General features: G+C 46.0%; 19 protein-coding genes and 2 pseudogenes. 15 read left to right on the forward strand and 6 right to left on the reverse strand.

The window, feature by feature from the left end:
* Positions 1 to 91 precede the first annotated feature (91 nt).
* The gene (locus tag Q0274_RS06810) at positions 92 to 874 is read left to right on the forward strand and encodes a hypothetical protein (protein WP_298028470.1); all 783 of its coding nucleotides are present in this window, start codon (positions 92 to 94) and stop codon (positions 872 to 874) included.
* Positions 871 to 1,110 (forward strand): hypothetical protein, encoded by a 240-nt coding sequence (locus tag Q0274_RS06815; protein ID WP_298028471.1) that lies wholly within the window; start codon positions 871 to 873, stop codon positions 1,108 to 1,110. The genes Q0274_RS06810 and Q0274_RS06815 overlap by 4 nt, the downstream gene beginning before the upstream one ends.
* A 525-nt stretch (positions 1,111 to 1,635) precedes the next feature.
* Here Q0274_RS06815 and Q0274_RS06820 read toward each other — a convergent pair.
* The 5 genes from Q0274_RS06820 to lolA all read right to left on the reverse strand — a co-directional run bounded on the left by Q0274_RS06820 (position 1,636) and on the right by lolA (position 4,805).
* Positions 1,636 to 2,271, reverse strand: coding sequence for a hypothetical protein (locus Q0274_RS06820; protein ID WP_298028472.1), 636 nt, complete (start codon positions 2,269 to 2,271; stop codon positions 1,636 to 1,638).
* Between the two features lie 9 nt (positions 2,272 to 2,280).
* Positions 2,281 to 3,210: a hydroxymethylbilane synthase gene (gene hemC, locus Q0274_RS06825; RefSeq protein ID WP_298028473.1), complete on the reverse strand. Its 930-nt coding sequence runs from the start codon at positions 3,208 to 3,210 to the stop codon at positions 2,281 to 2,283.
* On the reverse strand, positions 3,207 to 3,659 hold the full coding sequence (locus Q0274_RS06830; protein WP_298028475.1) for an FxsA family protein: 453 nt from the start codon (positions 3,657 to 3,659) through the stop codon (positions 3,207 to 3,209). Before Q0274_RS06830 ends, hemC begins: the two co-directional genes overlap by 4 nt.
* A 66-nt stretch (positions 3,660 to 3,725) precedes the next feature.
* Entirely contained in the window at positions 3,726 to 4,286 is a 561-nt protein-coding gene (locus Q0274_RS06835) for a low molecular weight protein-tyrosine-phosphatase (protein WP_298028476.1), read from the reverse strand.
* Between the two features lie 6 nt (positions 4,287 to 4,292).
* Complete coding sequence (lolA, locus tag Q0274_RS06840) at positions 4,293 to 4,805, reverse strand: LolA-like outer membrane lipoprotein chaperone (RefSeq protein ID WP_298028477.1); 513 nt, start codon at positions 4,803 to 4,805, stop codon at positions 4,293 to 4,295.
* Positions 4,806 to 4,925: 120 nt separating this feature from the next.
* Here lolA and secA point away from each other — a divergent pair, with 120 nt between their 5' ends.
* The 13 genes and pseudogenes from secA (at position 4,926) to Q0274_RS06905 (ending at position 18,376) form a co-directional block, all read left to right on the forward strand.
* Positions 4,926 to 7,544 (forward strand): preprotein translocase subunit SecA, encoded by a 2,619-nt coding sequence (gene secA, locus Q0274_RS06845; protein ID WP_298028478.1) that lies wholly within the window; start codon positions 4,926 to 4,928, stop codon positions 7,542 to 7,544.
* A 717-nt stretch (positions 7,545 to 8,261) separates the two neighbouring features.
* Positions 8,262 to 9,452: an ABC transporter permease gene (locus Q0274_RS06850; protein ID WP_298028479.1), complete on the forward strand. Its 1,191-nt coding sequence runs from the start codon at positions 8,262 to 8,264 to the stop codon at positions 9,450 to 9,452.
* A gap of 354 nt (positions 9,453 to 9,806) precedes the next feature.
* Positions 9,807 to 9,941 carry a hypothetical protein gene (locus Q0274_RS06855; protein WP_298028480.1) on the forward strand — a complete coding sequence of 45 codons (135 nt, stop codon included), beginning with the start codon at positions 9,807 to 9,809 and terminating at the stop codon, positions 9,939 to 9,941.
* Positions 9,942 to 10,242: 301 nt separating this feature from the next.
* Complete coding sequence (gene folD / locus Q0274_RS06860; RefSeq protein ID WP_298028481.1) at positions 10,243 to 11,100, forward strand: bifunctional methylenetetrahydrofolate dehydrogenase/methenyltetrahydrofolate cyclohydrolase FolD; 858 nt, start codon at positions 10,243 to 10,245, stop codon at positions 11,098 to 11,100.
* Positions 11,101 to 11,946: a signal peptidase I gene (lepB, locus tag Q0274_RS06865; RefSeq protein WP_298028482.1), complete on the forward strand. Its 846-nt coding sequence runs from the start codon at positions 11,101 to 11,103 to the stop codon at positions 11,944 to 11,946.
* Between the two features lie 9 nt (positions 11,947 to 11,955).
* Positions 11,956 to 12,123: pseudogene (locus Q0274_RS06870) on the forward strand (RpiB/LacA/LacB family sugar-phosphate isomerase); the annotation flags it as partial.
* A gap of 315 nt (positions 12,124 to 12,438) precedes the next feature.
* Positions 12,439 to 12,684, forward strand: a pseudogene (locus Q0274_RS06875) (RpiB/LacA/LacB family sugar-phosphate isomerase); the annotation flags it as partial.
* Positions 12,685 to 13,331: 647 nt separating this feature from the next.
* Positions 13,332 to 13,574, forward strand: coding sequence for a hypothetical protein (locus tag Q0274_RS06880; RefSeq protein ID WP_005870567.1), 243 nt, complete (start codon positions 13,332 to 13,334; stop codon positions 13,572 to 13,574).
* On the forward strand, positions 13,571 to 14,119 hold the full coding sequence (locus Q0274_RS06885) for an adenine phosphoribosyltransferase (protein WP_291937052.1): 549 nt from the start codon (positions 13,571 to 13,573) through the stop codon (positions 14,117 to 14,119). Before Q0274_RS06880 ends, Q0274_RS06885 begins: the two co-directional genes overlap by 4 nt.
* A 2-nt stretch (positions 14,120 to 14,121) precedes the next feature.
* Positions 14,122 to 14,739 (forward strand): DedA family protein, encoded by a 618-nt coding sequence (locus Q0274_RS06890; protein WP_177388946.1) that lies wholly within the window; start codon positions 14,122 to 14,124, stop codon positions 14,737 to 14,739.
* Positions 14,714 to 16,174 (forward strand): leucyl aminopeptidase, encoded by a 1,461-nt coding sequence (locus tag Q0274_RS06895; protein WP_298028483.1) that lies wholly within the window; start codon positions 14,714 to 14,716, stop codon positions 16,172 to 16,174. The genes Q0274_RS06890 and Q0274_RS06895 overlap by 26 nt, the downstream gene beginning before the upstream one ends.
* Complete coding sequence (ychF, locus tag Q0274_RS06900) at positions 16,175 to 17,278, forward strand: redox-regulated ATPase YchF (RefSeq protein ID WP_298028484.1); 1,104 nt, start codon at positions 16,175 to 16,177, stop codon at positions 17,276 to 17,278.
* Between the two features lie 648 nt (positions 17,279 to 17,926).
* Complete coding sequence (locus Q0274_RS06905; RefSeq protein WP_298028485.1) at positions 17,927 to 18,376, forward strand: hypothetical protein; 450 nt, start codon at positions 17,927 to 17,929, stop codon at positions 18,374 to 18,376.
* A gap of 510 nt (positions 18,377 to 18,886) precedes the next feature.
* Here Q0274_RS06905 and Q0274_RS06910 read toward each other — a convergent pair.
* Positions 18,887 to 21,937, reverse strand: a complete 3,051-nt coding sequence (locus Q0274_RS06910; protein ID WP_298028486.1) for a TonB-dependent receptor — start codon at positions 21,935 to 21,937, stop codon at positions 18,887 to 18,889.
* Between the last annotated feature and the right edge of the window lie 272 nt (positions 21,938 to 22,209).

Here is a 22,209-nt window from a genome sequence, read left to right on the forward strand (position 1 = left end):
TTTGCGTGCGAAAGAGGCTAAATTTGAACCGAGAGCGCAGATTTTAGCGGCTCGTGAGGCTTAAATTTAAAAATATTCGCAAGGAGCGCGGATGAATGAGCAAAATTTAAAATATATCGCAAATTTAAAAGTGCAGGACGTGCCGTGGAGCAGGCTCACGACCGCTTACGGCAGGGCGAGCGGATTTCCCAAAATTTTTGAGAAACTCGCACGGGCAATCGAAGCTTGTGATGCGGCGCGCGGCTTGGGCGGCGAGCAAAATTTAAAAAGCAAGCCCGGAGCAGGGCAAAATTTAAAAAGCAAGTCCGGTTGCGGGAAAAATTCTACGGATGCGACAAGATGCGGCGCGGCGCAAAATTCCATAAATTTAGCGCAAAAGAGCGAGTCCAAATTTCAAAAGGCGGATAACGAGGCTGCGAAATTTAAAGCGGGTGGAGAGACGGAGCTTAAAACGGGCACGGCGAAGTGCGGCGAGGCGGAATCTAAGAGTGCGGATGGCGCGGCGATAAAATTTAAAGCGAGCCAGGCGAGTAAATTTAAAACGAGCGCGGCGGATAAGAGCTCGGATGCGAGCGAGCGGGAAAAATTTGACGCCAAGGCCCTTCAGAACGCGCTTGATAAGATTTTTAACGAGATAGAACATCAAAGTACGCTTTGGCACGAACCCCTTTTGCGCTGCTGTTTTTGGCGCGCATCTTTATGCAGGCGCGCGCTGCGGCGGACAAAAACGCGAATAAAAATAATCAAAACGCTGCGGCAGACGAAATCGGTGGAAATAATCAGAATGCGGCGGATAGAAATGCGGATAAAAGCCGGCAAAATGATGCAGCGGGCTTTATCGCGGCTCGGCTCGGCGGATTTTTTGCGTTTGTGATTGAGATTTGCGATGATGCCGATAAGATCTCGCACGCAGCGCCGCTGGCGAGGTTTTCGGATATGCTTGCGGAAAAATATCTGTGGCCGCAGAGCGACGAGAATGACGAGGAGCGCTGGGAGGAGTATTTTTACGACGATGAGCTATTTTACAGCCTCTATTTTTATTCGCGGGCGGTTTTGGACGCGACGGGAGTGGACTTTGCGCAGTTTAAGCCTGGGTCGGGTGGCGTTTAAGGCTACCGCCGCCTCGCCCCTTGGCTCTAAATTTACGGAGACGCGGCGCGTTTTGACGGCGCTTTGTTTAAATTTAGACTTCAAAATTTTAAAATTTCGCCCAAAAGTCGCGGTAGACGGAATTCGCAGATCGTCTTTTAAATTTAAAATTCGCGCGATTTTTGATCGGCGGTATGATTAAGGCGCCGGTAGCACTTTTAAATTTAGATCGCCGCGAAGCTTCAAACCCGCTTGCGGCAGAGCTTTTTATGTGGTTTTAAAAAGATACCAATTCGGCGCAATTTTTTCTATCATTATAAACTCGCTAGGACTAATTTGCGGCAGATCCGCCTCGTCTTGCACCCGCAAAAAGCCCATGGAGTTACCCGCCGATGAGCAGCATTAAATTTTTTGCATTGTTACCGTATAAATTCCAGAATTTATACGCTACTTCGATGCTTTCAGATTTATCTAGCATTTCGCCACATAAATCTCAGAAATTTCATATCGACGTAAAATTCTACATCGTCACGTAAGCTAGCGGCGTTACATAAAATTTATATTCAAAAGCCTATCTCTAACCTCGATATCCTCCAGGTTTAGATCGAGTTCATCTTTTAAATATTTTTCTAAATTTTTTCGTTCAAAATCGCTTAACATCGCAAGTGGGATACTGACGAATACCCCATTTTCGCCGTCTAAAAATATCAAGACATATAAATTTATACTTTTTATCCTACCCCTTAGCCGCAAAATGGCAAAGCATATCAAATCCATCAAATACAATATCCACGAAAAAGCCATTAAAATAAGCTTTTTAAAGGTGCCAATATTTTTATCATAGCTAAATTCTTCTACCGCAAAATCTACGAATTTATAAATCGCTACCTTATCAATACGCGCTATGTCGATAGATTTTTTTGTAACTATCGTTTCTTGATAGTTTGCAGAGGATTTGTTATATTCTATTCTGCCGGGATAGAAGCTTAAAAATTTGTTTTTATTTATCCCCAAAAGGCCTATTAAGGTTAAAATCCAAACTCCAACCCAGTAATGCCAGTGAATACCCCTAGTGACGAGTTCAAAAAGAATCATGGTGATGGACGAAGTAGCGCCCAGATCGATATAAATCCTGATCCAATAATCTTTGATTATAAAAAGTGGCATTTGCTCTTTTTGCATTAGGGCTTCTTATAGGCTCGCCATCTCTTCAGCGCGCGCGAGAAGCTGCTTTGCGCCCTTTTCGATAAAAACGCGTGCAAGCTCCGCACCTACGCTTTGGTATTGAGATTTTTGTGCGACGATGCTTTGGTGGATGCTCTCGCTGCCGTCAGGTAGGCCCACTATCGCGCTGATGTGGATATTTTCGCCCTCAAGGCGCGCGTTGATGCCGATAGGAACCTGGCAGCCGCCCTCCAAAACCCTGACGAAATCCCGTTCCACGGTCGTTTCGATAATCGCGCGTTCATCTTTTAAAAATTCTATCGCGCGTAGAATTTGCGGCTCGTCCACCGCCTCGATGCCGAGCGCTCCTTGCCCCATAGCTGGGATCATCTGCGAGATTTCAAAGGGCGCTACGTGCTTTACCTCGGCGCGCAAATTTAATCGGTTGATGCCCGCCATCGCTAAGATGATCGCGTCGAATTCCCCGTCTTTTAGCCTTCGCAGGCGGGTTTGGACGTTGCCGCGCAAGGATATAACCTCTAAATCGGGGCGCATGCTAAGCAGCTGCATCTTGCGGCGAAGGCTCGTGGTACCGACTTTTGCGCCGCGAGGTAGTTCGCCGAATTTAGAGTATTTTTCGCTGATCATCGCATCGCGCACATCCTCGCGCGCGCAGATCGCCGCTAGCACTAGCCCCTGCGGAAACTCCACGGGCACGTCTTTTAGGCTATGCACTGCGATGTGTGCTTCGCCGCGAAGCATACTCTCCTCAAGTTCCTTCGTAAAAAGCCCCTTGCCGCCAATCTTTGCAAGCGGCGTGTCTAAAATTTTATCGCCTTTGGTTTTCATGCTTTTTAGCTGCGCTTGGATGCCGCGGGCGTTAAGCAGCGATGCGATGTGCTCGCTCTGCCATAGTGCAAGCACGCTGCCGCGCGTAGCGATGATCAAATTTTTCATTTTTCCTCTCCTATGCTTTTTCGAATCTCGATTTCGTTCTCTTCGATCACCTCAACGTCGATTACATCGTCGCTTGCGTGGCTGCGTCGCCAAAATTTTCGCTCTCTTTTTTCGGAATTTTCGCTGCTAGTGTTAAATTTAGGCACATCGCTGGTGACGCAGTAAAATGACGCAGTGATTATGCAAACGCCTAAAATATCGCCGAAAATGCCCGGTGCAATGAGAAAAACGCCGCCTACGACGAAGCCCACGCCGCTTAAAATTTCTTTCGGCGAGATTTTCATTAGATTAAAAAAGCCCATCCACGAGCGGTTTGCTACGACGTATCCGCCTAAAATCGCGCTTATGACGATCTCCACCGCATACGCCGCAAAGCCGTTTGCGCTTACGAAATAATAGGTCGTAAATGCCTCAATTATCAGATATGGAACGATCAAAAGCCTAAACATATTTTTCCTTAGAATTATCGCTTTAAACCGCGCCTCTTTAATGGCGCTAAAATTTAATCGCGGATTTTAGCAAATTCCGTCTGAATTTTTAATGTATCGCAAGAGCCCCTCGCAGCCGCGCTTGATATCTGCGTAGCAGCGCTCAAAATCGCGCGTGTAGTAGGGATCGGCGATTTTTAGGCGTTCGGAGGCGGTTAAATTTGAACCGGCGTCTTTTAAATTTAAGTCGGTTTGTTTTAGCGCGCCTTTAAAATTTAACGCATCGCAGTCTGTAAAATTTCCCCCTCCAAATTCCAAAAGAAATTTTACCTTAGCCATATCCTTGCCGCGAAAAATTCGCCCCAGCGAGCGCATATTTTCATCATCCATACAAAGAATGAGATCGTAGCGCTCGTAGTCTGCGGGCGTGACCTGCACGGCGCGATGCGCTACGAGCGGCACCTTTTGCTCTTTTAGCACGCGCTGCGTTTCGTAATAGGGCGGCGAGCCGATCTCGTCGGTGTGTGTCGCCGCAGAATCTACGCTCACGCGCGCTTTAAGCTCGCTTTGATTAATAAAATTTTGCATCACGGACTGCGCCATCGGCGAGCGGCAGATGTTGCCGTGACAGACGAAAAGTAGCCTCACGCGCACCTACTGAGTGATGATGTCGTAGTTTTTCGGGATTGCAGGCTTAAAGATCGCCTCATTTACCGGCGCATTTTTACGGACATTACTTAGATTGATGACGACTTTATTATCCATTTTATCGGTGTAGCTGATCTTGCTCGGTAGATCACCTTTTAGCTCGATTAGATATTTCACGTCGTCGAAGCTTGCCTCATAAACGCCATTTTTATTGGCTTTTGCGTTCGCCAAGATCGCCGTTAAATTCGGGGTTTCTTTGATATTTGTGATGATAGCTTGTTCGAGTTCCGGCTCAATGACGACGACCTTTGTGAAGCTAAAGAATATATTTTTTATCGTAGGGGTCTTGTAATGCCACACGGCGTGCTCTTTTGTGGCGCTAAAATCGCCGCCGTAGCTGATTTTTGCATCGTCGCTCTGCACGGTTTGCGAAAAATTTGCGCTCAGTGTGTTAAATTCTATTCCGCCCGCAAACGCAAAAACGCAGCTTGCCGCTAAAGAAATAAGAGTTTTTTTCATAAATTTTGCCTTTATTTTTGAAAATTTGCGCGTATTATAGCCGTTTTTCTAGGATTTAATTAAATAGAAACTAAAAATATGTTAATATGCGCGGTTAAAATTTTAAAACTAAGGTTTGAGATGTTTAAAAAGGTCATCCACGGGATTTTCGGTACTAAAAACGATAGGATCGTCAAACAATACGCCAAGCGTGCAGCACAGATCAGTGCGCTCGAGGAAAACTACGCAGCGATGGACGATGCGGCGCTTAAGGCGGAATTTGAAGCGTTAAGAGCGCAAGTTCGCGCAGGCGAAAAGAGCACGGACGACGTGCTTAACGAAGTGTTTGCTATCGTGCGAGAGGCGGGCAAAAGAGTGCTAAATATGCGCCACTTCGACGTTCAGCTGATAGGCGGTTTGGTGCTAAACGACGGCGCGATTGCTGAGATGAAAACGGGCGAGGGAAAGACCCTCGTAGCGACTTTGGCGGTAGTGCTAAATGCGATGGAGGGCAAGGGCGTGCATGTCGTGACCGTAAACGACTATCTAGCTAAGCGCGATGCCGCGCAAATGGGCGAACTATATGAATTTTTAGGGCTTAGTACCGGTGTAATCGTAGGCGGCGAATACGATGACGCCAAGCGCAAGGCTGCATACGCGTGCGACATCACCTACGGCACGAACAACGAGTTTGGCTTTGACTATCTGCGCGATAATATGAAATTTAACGCGGATGAAAAGGTGCAGCGCGGGCATCATTTCGTAATCGTCGATGAAGTAGATAGCATCCTGATCGACGAAGCCAGGACGCCGCTAATCATCTCGGGTCCTACGAACCGCACTCTAGACGGCTACATCAAGGCAAATGAAGTAGCTCACCAAATGATCCGCGGCGAGGCGCCAGCCGATCCGAAAGGCAAAGCTACGGGCGATTTTACCGTAGATGAGAAGAACCGCGCCGTTTTGATTACGGAGGCAGAAATTTCAAAAGCCGAGAAGCTTTTTGGCGTCGATAACCTCTATAGTCTCGAAAATGCCGTGCTTAGCCACTACCTTGATCAAGCACTTAAGGCAAATTATCTATTTGAAAAGGATGTGCATTACGTCGTGCGCGACGGGCAGGTCATAATCGTGGATGAATTTACGGGTCGTCTTAGCGAGGGTCGCAGATTCAGCGAAGGGCTCCATCAGGCTCTTGAAGCTAAAGAGGGTGTGCAGATCCAAGAGGAGAGCCAAACTCTTGCCGACATTACCTTTCAAAACTACTTCCGTCTTTACGAAAAACTCGCCGGTATGACGGGTACGGCACAGACGGAAGCAACGGAATTTTCTCAAATTTACAAACTCGAAGTGGTCTCTATCCCTACGAATGTGCCGGTCATCAGAAAGGATCAAAACGATCTTATCTACAAAACCGAGCGCGAGAAATTTGATGCCGTCATAAATGAGATCAAGCGGCTAAATTCTAAAGGTCAGCCCGTGCTAGTGGGTACGGCGTCGATCGAAAAGAGCGAGAAGCTGCACGAGCTTTTGGTTAAAGAAAACATCGCGCACTCCGTGCTAAACGCCAAAAATCACGAGCGCGAGGCGCAGATCATCAAAGACGCAGGCGTAAAGGGCGCAGTTACGATCGCTACGAATATGGCGGGACGTGGCGTGGATATCCGTATAGACGATGAAGTGCGCGCTTTGGGCGGGCTATATATTTTAGGTACCGAGCGCCACGAAAGCCGCCGCATCGATAATCAGCTCCGCGGACGAAGCGGGCGACAGGGCGATCCGGGCGAGAGTAGGTTTTTCTTAAGCTTGGAGGATAATCTGCTTAGAATTTTTGGCAGCGACAAGATCAAAAATATCATGGATCGCTTGGGTTTAAAAGACGGCGAACATATCGAATCAGGTATGGTTTCGCGCGCCGTAGAAAACGCGCAGAAAAAGGTCGAGAGCTTGCATTTTGAAGCGCGTAAAAATATCTTAGAATACGACGACGTCGCAAACGAGCAGCGCAAGACGATCTATAAATATCGCAACGAGCTTTTGGATCCAGACTACGATCTGAAAGACAAAATCATTCAAAACCGCGAGGAGTACATCTCTAGCGTGCTTGAGGAGCTTGAAATTTTCGACGGCGCAAATATCAAAGAGGTCGATAAATTCCCGATCGTCGCCAAAATTGCTCAAGAAACGGGCGAGGTACTCGAAAATAGCGAGCTTGAGAAGGTCGATGATTTCAAAGAGCTGAAAGAAAAGATCATCGGCGCGCTTGCCGTTTCGTATGAAAACAAGATGGCGTCGATTGATCCGCAGCAGCGCAAAAGTATCGAAAAGATGCTTTATTTGCAGATCGTCGATCGCGACTGGCGGGAGCATCTGTATCAGATGGATATCCTAAAAGCGGGCATCGGACTTCGCGGCTACAACCACAAAGACCCGCTTACGGAGTATAAAAAGGAGAGCTACAATCTCTTTATGGAGCTTGTAATGCGCCTTAAATCCGATAGCATCCGCTTGCTGCATTCGATCCAGTTTAAATCTAGGGAGGAGATAGAAGCCGAGCAGCGTGCGATGCAGGAGCGTATGGAGAGCTCAAACGCCAAAGAACTCGCCGCTGCAAGCACGAATGAAGCGCAGCTAAAGGGCTCAGACGAGTTCGGCGACAAAAAGCCTAAGCGAAACGATCCTTGCCCTTGCGGCAGCGGCAAAAAATACAAAGACTGCCACGGCAAGGGCGGTCCTAAAAAAGGCGGCTTTGCGAGGTAGGCGCGGCGATCGGTCGTAATATCGCGCGATCGGTGATTTCGATTGCGAGCATTGCGTAATTGGTGCTTTTCGACCTTGCTTTGCTTCTGTGCTCAGCGGATATGTCGCGGGCGAGAGCGTCATAAAATTTTAAAGGGACTTGATCGCGAGGCGGTGCGGACGGCGCGCAAAGCTGCGCGATGGGGCGGAATTTTGGTTTTAAAATTTCAAAGCGTGCCTGATGCTTTGCCGCATATTTTTCATAGCGCTGTTGCGGTGCGCCGTGCGGCAAAACGTGAACGGCGCACGGTGCTTAAATTTAGCGTGCGGCTAGGATATTGCGCGTATTTGAAATTTTAAATTTATGCGATTGTGGGAGAGCTTTTTAAGCGAAATCCGCTTTTTAAATTTTAAGAATTTCAAAATTCTAAAAGATTTGGAATTTCTAAAAATTTTAAAATTTCAAGTCGTTTGAAATTTTAAAATTTAGAATTCGGGTTTAAAATTTCAAAGTTTTGGTAAAGAGGTCTGTTTGATTTGCCGTATCCGATATCTCTTGGGGTAAATTTCATTTTATGTAAGTAGATTTCGGCGCGATTTTAAATTTTCAAAACTCGCCGGAGCTTTTATATTTGAAGGCGCAAAACCTATTTTTGGAATTTTAAAATTCCAAAATACTTAAAATTTCACATATAATTTAGCGCTAAATTTTATGTGAAATTTTACAAGGACGGCTTTTTGGTAAAGTATTTATTATTCAAATATCTCAGATTCGACCGCTCTCAGCCCTTCATTACGCTTTCGGCGCTGCTTGCGTTCTTGGGCGTCGGCGTGGGGCTTACGGTGCTGATCGTCGCGATGGCGATAATGAACGGCTTTGATAAAGAATTCGAGCGCAAGCTCTTTACGATGAACTACCCGATCACGATCCACAGCCACTTTCGCGGCGGTATTTCAAAAGACGACGTGGAGGGGCTGCGGGCGGACTTCCCCGATCTGATCTTTAGCCCCTACATCAGCTCGCAAGTCATCGCCAAAAGCGGCGAGAAGCTCGAGGGCGGGCTGATTTTCGGCGTAAATTTAGACGACGAAAAGCGCATCAATTCCGTCGTCGCAGCAGGCGCCAAAGACGCCAATCTAACGGACTACGGCATCATGATAGGGCGCGGGATCAAGGACGAATTTATGCTGGATGATGGCAGTAAGATCACGATGATCTTTACGAAGAGCGATCCGGGCGGCTTTGCGCTGATCCCTAAGATGAAGCGCTTTGATGTGCGCGCGGATTTCAGCTCGGGGCTGATCGCCTACGACAAGGCGTATTCCTACGCGGATGCGAGCGATCTAGCCAAAATTTTGGGCTACGACGAGGGAACGTTCGACGGCGTGCATGTTTTTTCAAACGATCCGTTTAAAGACCTGGAGCGCATCAAAAAAAGCCTCCCCGGCGGCACTAACGCCGTGGGCTGGTGGCAGCAAAACGGCAATTTTTTCAGCGCCCTTGCGCTTGAAAAGCGCGCGCTTTTCATCGTACTGATGCTAATAATTCTAGTCGCAAGCCTAAATATCGTAAGTTCGCTTCTGATGACCGTGATGAACCGTCGCCAAGAGATCGCGCTTTTACTTAGCCTGGGAGCCAGCAAAAAGGAGGTCAAAAGGACCTTTTTCGCGCTTGGAGCCACGATCGGCGGCGGCGGCATCATATTCGGGCTTATTTTGGGCCTATTCGGCGTGTGGCTGCTCGGAAGCTTCGACATCGTAAATTTGCCCGCCGATGTCTACGGAAGCTCGAAGCTACCGATGGAGCTCTCGCTAGGCGATTTGGCGATGATTTTAATCGGCGCGGTGCTTATCGTGGCGCTATCGTCATGGTACCCGGCCAAAAAAGCCACGCAGATCGACGTTCTGCAAACACTGCGCAACGAGTAAATTTAAACGCGGCGCTTAAAATTTAGCTAAATTTTAAAATTTCAGAGCAGCGCGGTTATATATTTAGCAGTGTATTTGGCGCGGCATTTCGGCGCGTGGGTAGAGGCTGCGCGATCTTGCGCGGCGCGCATCGCGTAAAATTGCACTAAATACGATTTGAGTCGCCAGAATTTTGATTCTTGCGCGAGATTATAAGCTGCGCGAAGCCTAAATTTTGACGAAATTTGTGTCGTTAGAATTCGCCAAAATTTTAAATTTCAAAGGGGATAAAATTTTTATGAGTGCTTTGAAAAATTTTATGAAATTTTGCAACCAATCAAAGATAAAATCATAAAAATTTTGAAAGGAGCTATGGTGCAAAAGATCGTTTTGTTTCTGTGCGCGGCGCTGTTTCTATGCGGCTGCTCTAGGAGCGGACCGCAAGATGTCCCAGAGCCAGAGCAAAATAAGGCACCGAGCCACCATTATACAGGCTACTATTACGCATAGCGTATATTGCGCGGCGGGCGGCGATACGAGACGTTTAACGGCGAGAAAATGGAAACATTGTAGTTCTTGCTCATTCGTGGACAAAAGCTCTCAAGCCTGCAATACGAGCCTTAGCAGCGTCTCGGCCTGAATGTAGCGGCGACAAGGCGTCCATCCGTCTATAATGACGATAAAATTTAGGCTTATTTGAGCAGGACGAAATTCTTTTTAAAATTCTTTCGAATTCCCATAAATCCTGCTAAATAAATCTAAATTTTATAAATTTTAGGGTAACATTCCCTATTTTTCAAAAAGGCTTTAAATGACTTTAATCGACGGCAAAAGCATAAGCGCAAAGGTAAAAGAGGAGATCAAATCGGCCGCTTCGGATCTTGCCGCAAAGGGCGTAGAGCCCGCGCTGGCGGTGATTTTGGTAGGCGAGGACGCGGCTAGTAAGACCTATGTCGCGAGCAAGGAAAAAGCCTGCGCTGTCTGTGGGATCCGCTCCGTAGCGCACCGCTTGAGCTCCGACGTGAGCGAGGCGGCGCTTTTAGAACTGATAGAAAATTTAAACGATGACGAAAGTATCGACGGCATCTTGGTGCAGTTGCCGCTTCCAAAGCACATTGATACGAATAAAATTTTAGAAAAAATAAGCCCGCAAAAGGACGTGGACGGATTTAGTGCGATAAACGTAGGCAAGCTTACTAGCGGGCTTTCGGACGGTTTTGTGCCTTGCACTCCGCTTGGCGTGATGCGCCTGCTTGAGGAATACGGCGTGCAGATCGCGGGCAAAAATGCCGTCGTGCTGGGTCGCAGTAATATCGTCGGAAAGCCGATGGTGAGCTTGCTTCTAAATGCCGATGCCACCGTCACTATCGCTCATAGCAAGACGAAAGACTTAAAGCGGCTTTGCGCAGACGCCGACATTTTGGTCGCGGCGGTCGGCAGAACCCGTTTTGTGGGCGCCGATATGGTAAAACAAGGCGCGGTGGTGATCGATGTGGGGATCAATCGCGGCGAGGACGGCAAGCTAAGAGGTGACGTCGATTTTGAAGCAGTCGCGCCAAAATGCTCGTTCATCACACCCGTGCCCGGAGGTGTGGGGCCGATGACGATTGCGATGCTTTTGAGCAATACGATAAAATCGGCGAAAAATCGCTTAAGACAAAGAGCCTAAATGAAAATACTAAGCAAAATTTATAAATTTTTATCGAGTTGGACGGGGACGGTCATCGTCGTTTTATTCGTCATTCTTTTTGTTGCGCAAGCCTTCGTGATCCCCAGCGGATCGATGCGCACTACTCTTTTGGAGGGTGATTTTTTATTCGTTAAAAAATTTAGCTACGGCATCCCGACCCCGCATATTCCATTTGTAGAGTGGCAGGTGGCTCCGGACAGCGATGGCGACGGGCATATTATCCGAGGCGAGGGTCCGAAACGCGGCGACATCGTGGTTTTTCGCTATCCGATTAATGAAAAAATGCACTTTGTAAAGCGAAATTTTGCCGTAGGCGGCGACGAGGTGATATTTGATCTGAATAATTTCTACCTTCGTCCGCATGAAGGCGACGAGTTCATTGCTGCGAACTATGATGCTCGCGACATTGTGATTTTAGGTGGCGAAAAATATGTCAAAGAGCCGTATAAATTTAAGGGCATTCACTACGACCCTAATGCTAGAAACTCAATGCTAACAAATGTCAAAATCGCACTTGAGAAGGGTGAGCTTTCTATGAAGCCCATTAGTCTAAGTGAAATTCCTCACAGCTTCGAAGCTGCGGGGATAAGCTTCAATGCCTTTTACATCAAAGTGCCGCAGGATGAGTATTTTATGATAGGCGATAATCGAAATAATTCCGCCGATAGCCGCTTTTGGGGTCCGGTACCTTATCGTCTGATCGTCGGTAAGCCGTGGTTTACATATTTTAGTATCGATGCCGATCGCAAGATCCGCTGGGAGCGAATCGGACGCTTCGTCGATACCTTGCAAAACGACGAGAGCCTAATCTATGAGCAAAAATAAGGAGCGGCAATGCAAATAAATAAAATTTTCATAGCGAGCGATCACGCGGGCTTTCGTGCCAAGGAGCAAGCCAAAAAAGCGCTCGCCGCTTTAGGTTACGAAGCGGTCGATCTTGGCACGCACAGCGCAGAAGCGAGCGTGGACTATCCCGATTTTGCGGACACACTGGCTGATAAAATTTTAGCCGAATGTGAAGCCTGCGCGCGAAGTGGAAATTTTAAAGAAAACGACGGCATAAATTCTGCTGCAGCCGCGGAAAATTCTGAAGCAGGCGGTAATAGCGGCAGCGAAAATTCCAGCGCGAGTATAAACGGTAGCGGAAATTTTAACGACGCCGTACAATGTAGCGGGAAAAATGAAAATTTTAACGTTATAAAAAATGCTAGTCGTCAAAATTTTAACGCTAGCGAAAGCATGACTACCTGCGTAAACGCAGCCGTAAGCCCGAATGCGAGCAAAGATAAAATTTTAAATTCCACCGACTACGGCATTTACGGCGTTTTGATTTGCGGTACTGGCATCGGTATCAGCATCGCTGCAAATCGCCACGCTCACATCCGCTGCGCGCTGTGTCATGACGCGACGAGCGCTAGACTAGCTAGAGAGCACAACGACGCCAACGTCCTAGCCTTCGGCGAGCGATTAATGGGCGCGCTGGTGATCGGAGATATGATTAGGGCGTTTTTTAGCACCGATTTTGCGGGCGGTAGGCACATTAAGCGCGTCGCAAAGCTAGGTGCTTGCGGTAGTGCGAATTGCGCGCATGGATTTGATGGGGAGAATTTCATGCAGAACTCCGCTCAAAATTTTACGGAACAAAGCTATAGCGCTAATTTAAATGGGCGGAATTCCAAATTAAGCTTCGGTGGTAAAAATCCTTCCGACAAAAATCCTATCGACACGGATTCCGCGTCAAATTTTGCACGGAGCTTTAACGATAAAAATTCCTTATTTACCGGCGAGAATTCCTTGATAGGCTTTTGCGGTGCACGTCATATAAATTTAGATTCGACACACGCAAAGATAATCTTTAATGAGAAAAATCCGCTAGATAAAAATTCCACTAGCACAAATTCTACGTTAAATTTTACGCGCGCGAGCGTTTGCGAGAAAAATTTTGCTCAAAAAGCTAGCCGCAAATATTTTGTCGGTTTGAACCCAGCAATTATAAATTTCAAGGCTACAAATTCCGTCTGTGTGAGTGTTAAGCTAAAAAGCATGAATTGCGCTAGTGCGGGTTTAACAGATGCGAATTCTGCTATTACGAGCGTAAATTTAAAGGAAGCAAATCTTTCTAGTGCGTATTTTAAAAACCTAAATTCTGTCTATTTTAACGCAACACCCGCTACTATGCGCTTTGCAAATCCAAATGAAGGAGGCGAGCAATGAGCGTAGTATTAGGCGTTTTAGCGCTATTTTTTGCAGCACTACTTATTCTATCGATTCGAAAAAATTCTAAAATTTACGCCTTACTTCGCAAGAGCGAAGAGAGAATTTCAAAGCTTAAAAGCGATAATGAAAAGCTCAAAACTGCCCTTCGCTTCGGCATTGAGGCCCTACAAAACGAGGAGAGCGAAAACTGCAGCTTAAAAATCCAAAACGCAAGATTGAAAAGAGGTAAGCTATGAAAAGCCTAAGCAGCGAGCAAAAAAGCTATTTATTTCGCTCGATCCGCACCGTGCGCGACTTCCCAAAGCCCGGTATTTTGTTTTACGATATCACGACGCTCGTAGGCGATCGCGAGGCGTTTAATTTCCTGCTTGATCATCTAGCCGAGCGCTACGCCGATTACGGACTTGATTACATAGTAGGCATAGAAAGTCGCGGATTTATTTTTGCAGCGGCACTTGCTGCGAGGTTGAGGGTCGCTTTTGTGCCAATTAGAAAGCCAAAGAAGCTTCCTTATATTACGATTTCGCAAAAATACAGCCTTGAATACGGCTTCGATCAGGTCGAGATGCATGTGGATGCATTCTCCGGCGTGCAGGATGCCAAGGTGCTGCTAATTGACGATCTTATCGCCACCGGAGGCACGGCGCGCGCGGCATTAGATCTCATCGCGCAGACGCAGGCCAAGTGCGTCGAGGCGTGCTTTTTATTAAATTTGCGCGAGTTAAACGATCTAGGCGAATTTTCGCGCCGCACAAACGTTTATTGCGTTTTAGAGGCGTAATTTTGGAAGAGCTACTTAAAAATTTATTACAAGAATACCACCAATACGCCTATATCGTGCTTTTTGTTTGGTGTATTTTAGAAGGCGAAATCGCACTGATTTTAGGCGGCATAATGGCGCACGAGGGGCACATAAATTTGCCGCTAGGTATCTTTGTCGCGGGTCTTGGGGCATTTTGCGGCGATCAGTTTTATTTTTATATCGGTCGCTACAACAAAAAATATATCAGTAAAAAGCTCGCGGCGCAGCGCCGAAAATTTGCGATTGCACACCTACTTTTGCAACGCTACGGCTGGCCGATAATTTTAATGCAGCGCTATATGTATGGCTTCCGCGTCATCATCCCGATGAGTATCGGTATAACTCGCTACAGCGCAAAGAAATTTGCGATTATCAATCTTTTTAGCGCTTGGTGCTGGTCGGGTGCGACGATGGTTTTAGCGTGGTATTTCGGCGAGGAGATCTGGAGCGGGCTGCGGCTAATCGAGCAACACTGGTATTTTGCGATACCTATCATAGGTGGAATTTTATATCTATTTTTTAGGTTATTTAAACGTATGGAAAATCACTTTATGAACTCACGAAAGGAACGAGATGAAAGTAAAACTGCTAGATCGTAAAATTAACGAGATAGAGGCGGATTTTGAAGTTATTTTGGTCGTGGATAAAAATTTAAATCACGAATTTATTAAAGACGCGGATAAGTTTGCGCTTTTTAACTACAAAGGCGAGGGCAATCTACTCCTTGCCGAGAGCGGGCGGCTGTACGTAGGGATCAAAGAGCTTAGCTTCGATAGGTTGCGAGCGGCGCTTGCGAGCGCATACAATGTGCTTAAGGGCTACGCGATCAAAAATTTTAAAATCGCCTTTTATAAATGCGGCTGCGACCGCAGAAGCACGATGGCGATGGTCGAGGGCGTGCTTTTGGGCGGTTATGAGTTTAACAAATACAAAAGCGATAAAAAAAACTCCAGCTTGAATGAAATTTTAATCTCGACGCAGGAGTACGGCGGCAGTAGCCTCGACGTGCAAAAGATGAACTACGGCGTGCAGCAGGGCACCGTGATGGCAAACGCCGCAAATTTCACGCGCGACGGCGTCAATGAGATTCCTGAAATTTACACGCCCGAAAAGATGGCGAGCGAGGCTGAAATTTTGGCGTCTAACTACGACGACGTGAGCGTTAAAATTTACGACGAGGACTTTTTGCGCGAGCAGAATATGAATGCGTTTTTGGCGGTCAATCGCTCCAGCGCTCATCCACCGCGCCTCATCCATCTGATCTATAAGCCGCAGCGCTGCTTAAAGCGCGTCGTTTTCGTGGGCAAAGGGCTTACTTATGACAGCGGCGGGCTAAGTCTGAAGCCGAGCGATTATATGCTTACGATGAAAAGCGACAAAAGCGGCGCGCTTGCCGCGATGGGCATCATCAAGGGCGCCGCTGAGCTTGAGCTGCCGTTTGAGATACATGCGGTCATCGGCGCTACCGAGAATATGATCGGCGGCGATTCGTATAAGCCCGACGACGTGCTACTTAGCCGCAGCGGCGTAAGCATAGAGGTGCGAAACACCGACGCAGAGGGCAGGCTCGTGCTCGCCGACTGCTTAAGCTACGCGCAGGATCTTGCCCCCGATCTGCTAATCGATATGGCGACGCTAACAGGCGCTTGCGTTGTGGGGCTTGGCGAATACACTAGCGGCATCATGGGAAACAGCGAGGAGCTAAAGCGTAAATTTAAAGATCTTAGCGATTGTAGCGGCGAGCTATTTAGCATTTTGGAATTTAACGATTATCTGCGCGAGCTAATCAAAAGCAGTATCGCGGATGTCTCCAACTGCGCTTCCAGCAGGTACGGCGGCGCGATAACTGCGGGACTATTTTTGGATAAATTTATAAAAGACGAGTATAAAGACAGGTGGCTGCACCTTGATATCGCAGGACCTGCGTATCTGGAAAAGGCGTGGGGCTATTACGCCGCGGGCGCGACTGGCGCAGGCGTGAGAGCAAACTTATATTTCTTGCAGGCTCTAGCCAAAGAGCTGAAGGACGCGTAAATGGGGCTTTCAGTAGGGATCGTAGGGCTTCCGAACGTCGGTAAATCCACCACTTTTAATGCACTTAGCGGCGCGCAAAACGCGCAGGCGCAGAACTATCCATTTTGCACGATCGAGCCCAATAAAGCGGTCGTGCCCGTGCCCGATGCCAGGCTCGGTAAGCTAGCACAGATCGTTAATCCGCAGCGTATCGTGCATTCTACGATAGAATTCGTAGATATCGCGGGCCTCGTGCGCGGAGCTAGCAAAGGCGAGGGGCTAGGGAATAAATTTCTTTCAAATATCCGCGAGTGCGAGATCATCCTTCATATCGTGCGCTGCTTCGAAAGCGGCGACATAACTCACGTCGAAGGCTGCGTCGATCCTATCCGCGACATCGAGATCATCGAAACCGAGCTTATTTTAGCAGACATCGAGCAGCTTGGCCGCAAGATCGAGCGCCTCGGCAAGGAAGCCAAAGCAAATCAAAAGGGCGCTAAAGAGGCGCTAGCCTTGGCAAACGAGCTTTTAGCGCATCTAAACGACGGCAAGCCCGCTTCAAATTTTGCGCTCAAAGAGGACGAAAGCTACATCGCTTTAAATCGCGAGCTGCGCCTGCTTAGCGCCAAAGATGTAATCTACGGCGCAAATGTGGACGAAGACGGCATCGCGCAGGATAACGAATATGTCGCGCGCGTAAGAGAATACGCAAATGCCCGCGGCGCCGAGGTGATCAAGCTCTGCGCCAAGATCGAAGAGGAGCTGATAGGACTAAGCGACGAGGAGACGCACGAGATGCTGCAAAGCCTGGGCGCACAGCAAAGCGGGCTGGAGCTCATCATCAAGCGCTCCTTCGCAAAGCTCAGCCTCATCAGCTACTTTACTGCCGGTGAGATGGAGGTGCGCGCGTGGACGATCACGAAGGGCTGGAAGGCTCCGAAGGCCGCGAGCGTGATCCACAACGACTTTGAGCGCGGATTTATCAGAGCCGAGGTGATCGGATTTGATGATTTTATCGCGTGCGGCGGCGAGAGCAGGGCGAAAGAAGCGGGCAAAATGCGCCTTGAGGGCAAGGACTACGTCGTGCAAGACGGCGATGTGATGCACTTTAGATTTAATGTTTAAATTTGCGCTGCATTCGAGCGAAATTTAAAATTTTACGGAGTTTTAATTTACGCCGAATTTGCACACCCGATTCAAATTTTTAAATTTGCGAAATTTGAATTTCTATGGCGTGTGAGAATTTGAAAATTTAAAAATTTTGGTTGAAAGCAGCGATTTAAAATTTTGAAATTTCATAAAAAATTCCCGGGATCGAACGTATGCTCGGGTTCGGCTCGATTTTAAAATTATATAAATTTAACTCGCGCAGGATGGAACTTTGAATATTATCGTAAGCAAGCTCAACTTTACAATTCTATGCACTTTAATCCGCTGTACCTTTCGGTGGCGAATTTTGCGCACGGACTATAGATATGAATCTTTTGCCAAAATCCGAAGCTAAAAGTAAAATCACGAGCAGAATCGAAAATTTAAGCGTCCATACATTGCGAAAAGTATCGATACATTTGTGCTTTTTGAGATTAAGGGTGTATGTTTTCGCATACGCTGCTCGGTTTTAGAGAATTTCTATGATTGCGTATCGTTAATATTTATTTTAATGGGGCTTCTCGCCTATCTTAACGCGAGTGTGCAAAAATTAAAATTTTAGTGCGAATACCACAGAAAGTAGCGCGTATTTTACGAAATTTTACCGAAATTTGGAGGAAAATAATGTGGCATTTAAAAAAGAAAGCTTCAAGCAAATTGAAATTTTTCACAATTATCGGCAAGATGGAAAACTTAGAAACAGACTGGGGGCGAGACGGACTGTATGTAACATTTGAAGTAAAAGGAATAAGATTTTTCGACTATCCCGATCAATGGTTTGCTGATAACGGCGATATAGTCGAGGTAACGTATTGTTATCTTTCACCTGAGTCACCTAGCGTAACGCATGTTTTGATTTTAGCTAAGTATTCAAATTATATGGGAGTGAAACAGGCCCTAGCTATAATTTGGGATTTTATATTAATAGCCTTTTTAATCGTAGCGTTTCTCATATGGTTTTACGGCATTAGTAAGTTGTCCATTTTATTATATATTGCCTTGGGGTTCTGTATCTTACAAAGAGCTTGTAAAAAAATCAAAATTTTATATGAAATCGAGAAAAATAGAGGCTAATTCGTCTTTATTTTTCCGCGTATTAAAGCATAAATAAAAAATCATTTGTCTTAAGCATCGTCTTGTGCGCCTTATCGTAGGTCTCATTCTGCCGCCGTAGTTTTGCGTGCGGTTGTCAAATGTCTTCGGTGCTTCTAACTCGTCTTTATTAGGATCATACGGCTAGCAAATTTAGGTGATATGAAAGTTTGCCTTTGACCTTAGTAAAAAAGGCTTTATCGATAGAAATGTAAAATTTATACCGTACGGCGGTAGGTTCTGAGCCAAAACCGCATAAACGAAAGCGGCGATATACAAATTTAATGCGCGCACAAAATGTTACCGTTCGGCAAAAATTATATCGCTAAAAATTTTATTGAAATACCAAAAATACGAAGCGATCTTGCTCTTGCGTTGCAAAGGCTCATTGGATAAATTTAAAGCATAAATTGCAATCCAGGGCTCGATTTGATCAACTTGAGCCATGGATTCGAAATTCGTTTTAAATTTTGGATCGAAACACACCAAGAACTAAAATGTTACCTCCCAGTTAAATCTAAAATTTCTACGTGGCGCGTAAAACCTGCCTATGCCCGCACCCGTCGCTTGATCGATCATATTGACCGTTCCAAAAGCCCTGATCGAGCGGGCGCTATCCCAAGTGATATATTTGGCGTTGGTTAGGTTGTAAACGCCTAGACTAAAGTTAAAATTTTTTTGCGGCTTTGCATAAGCAATAACGTCCACTACCGTATAATCACCGCTTCGCCAACCTTTGGTATTATCGGTTACGGGCTCTCCGTTTACTATAGAAGCATCGATGTGCCCCCAATATGGATCCGTTCTTTCGACTTGGCTTTTCCAATACATATTGTAGGTATCTTTGCGCTTCTTGGCTCCTACGTCAGTTATGAAAAGATCAATGCCATATTTGTCGCCGGGCGTAGAATAGCCGATATTATAGACGGAAGTAGGCGGTTGGATCGCATTCATCGGCACCTCTTCGCCCCTACTGCATCCGGAGTTTGAATCATTGGCGTTTGAGCCGTTGCTGGCGCACGACATCCTGCCCTTTTGCCTGCTGTATTTGTACCCCAGCCTAAATCCCTCCAGGCTCTCCGATACATCGCCTAGCTCCAGATGGGTATTTATCTCAAATCCATGCACTTTGGCGCTATCTCGGTTTACGTTTTGATAAAACGGATAGGGTATCTGCTGATCTACGACTTGTAAATTTCCCAAAAATTCAAGATCGATAAAATTTTTATAATCCGTCTTAAAGACATCGAAAGTTATGCGGCTTCTCTCACTATAAAAAGTAAGAGCGATCTCTTTCGTCCTTGCGATCTCGGCTTCCAGGTCGATATTTGGACGGATAGAAAAGTCCGGATGCTTAAAGGTCATATACGCCTCATCCGATGTCGGAGCGCGGAAGCCCTTGGATCCCTTTAGCTGTATCCTCATCCAATCCAGCGGGTCTAAATTTAGACCTAGTTTATATGAGCCGCTTTTGTATTCCTTCTCTCTTAACAGGAATTTTAAATTTTGCTGATAATTTTCCTCTCCATAAGGAGTGTAGTAACCATGTATTCCGTCATAGGGGTTGTAAGGATACGGCACCCACAAACCGGTTATGATGCCTCTGGGCACTTCGGGATAGCCGGTATATTTCGGTTTATGTTTTACCTTGTCGTAGCGATAGCCGAGATCAAAGCCTACATATTTAGTTATTTGAATTTCATCCCCGATATAGCTTGCCGTAGTCGTAGTTTGCACCGGGATCAGATAGGTGTTAACCGCCGTAGTATTGCTTCTTAGATTGCCATTCATATGCCAATCTGGATTTGGCACATTATTTACATTACCGAAAAATATACTATCCCACCATCGTGAATCGCCTGCATAAAACCCGTCTTTGTTCGTCATCGATTTATCGGTCTTATCTAAAAGTCCGCCGTATGATATGGAATTATCGATGATGTTAAATAGGCTAAGCTCTTTCTCAAAATCCAAATTTAATTGTTGCGTTTCGGTATCCAGCGTCCTATCGGTATATTGTATGGAATTATAGCCGTCCGTTCCCGGAGTTAAAAAAGATAATTTATGGGATTTTGTTCCATCGTCTGCATCGCTAGAATCTCTTTTTATGGTTCCGTAAGTTCTTCCGTCGGCAAGGGTATGTTTTTCGATCTCTCTTTCTACGAGTTCATAATTATAATTCCAAGTATTCCCATCGTATGTTTCTTTTAATACTTTAAATTTTTTATTGCAATCTATTTTGGAGCAATCTACATAAGTTGAATGATAAACATCTCCCCACATGTCAATTGCGGATCCAAGATGTGCTTTATAATCGTCGTTAAGTCTAAGCACATTACCCGAGCCATCTCTTACGATATAAGCTTCCTCCGCTACATCCCCGGGATCGACGCTTATAGGTCTATTATTTTTATCTACTAGATTATGCGTACCGGAGCTCGAGTCTAAATGCATTCCCGATGGATTTTGTGTTTGCTGGCAGGCGCTTCCTTGGCAGCCCTCTCTGTTTATCGCGCGGTTTTTAATACTCTGCTTTGAGTATGAAATTTTAACGTGATCCCAAAGCGGCGTTTCGCTGAAATTTTCGTAAGCAAACTGCACGTTTTTTCTGGTAGAGCTATCGTGGTTTGTTCTATTTCCATATCGTTCCGAAGCATCTGGACGGCTACCCATTCTTAACGTATAAGAAAGATCCTCGCCGTCAGAATTTTGCTTCGAGTCATCTATCGCGACCGAAAATCTATTCTCATCGCCCGGCTGAAACCCTACCTTTACGAGCGTGCTTTTTTTGGTTATGGTGTATGGGTCCGCCTTTTCGCGAGTTTTACCTATGTGAAGTTTATCCTCTTTACTATCATATATGTCGTAGAAATAGTTTTTTCTTTCATGTCCGTGTCTATCGGTATTTATAACCAAAAGATCAAACCAGCCGTATCTAGCCGCACCGGTAAAGGAGTGAAAATTTTGACTATCGACGCTTTGATAGCCCTGCTTAAAGCCGAAATGGTAATTCTTTTCTGTCAAGAAATCCCTAGCGTCTTTGGTTTCAAACATAACCGATCCGCCGAGTGCACCGCTTCCTGCTTTTATAGAGTCGGCTCCTTTGGTGATATTGGCCGTTTTGACGTTTTCCATCTCTACGCTGTTTCTTGTGTTGTTAAAATTTCCATACCCCTCAAAGAGGTCTTTAAAGCCTTGCGAGCTTAAAGTCTCCGCTTGACGAAGCCCGTCCACCGTGATAGCCACACGGTTTTCGTCCACGCCGCGAACGGCATATCCGCTAGCGCCGAATCTACCCGTTTCGACCGCCGTGATACCGGTTTGGTATCGCACCAAGTCTCTGCTATCGGTGATCTGCTGCTTCTTGATAGTCTGCGCGGTAGTTTTAGTTTCGCCGACCTTTTGCTCGGCTACGCTTTGCGAATCGACATTGCCCGTTACCTGGATGGTTCCTAATTCTTGCGAATTTGCCTGGTCTTCCGCGTAAAGCGAGCCATAAAAGAGCAGCGAGGCATAGAGAGAGAGAGAGAATTTTCTAAACATTCATATTTCCTTACTTAATGATTATAGAATTGATTATTAACGCGGCGAATAATAATACAAAGATTTTTAATGTTTAATTAAATTGCAGTTTAAATTCAAGTATAAATTTTAAATGGCTAAAATTTTGATTTTTAAGAAGTAAAAAATTTTGAATAGTCAAGAAATGCGTAATAGGCGTATTTTAAGCTTTAATATAGCCTAAATTTTGCAAAGCGTTTTTGAAACGGCTAGCAAAAATACTGAAAATTATAAAAGGGCGAATGATAATAAAG

It is taken from the genome of uncultured Campylobacter sp. (genome assembly GCF_937973075.1).
Classification (GTDB): Bacteria; Campylobacterota; Campylobacteria; order Campylobacterales; family Campylobacteraceae; genus Campylobacter_B.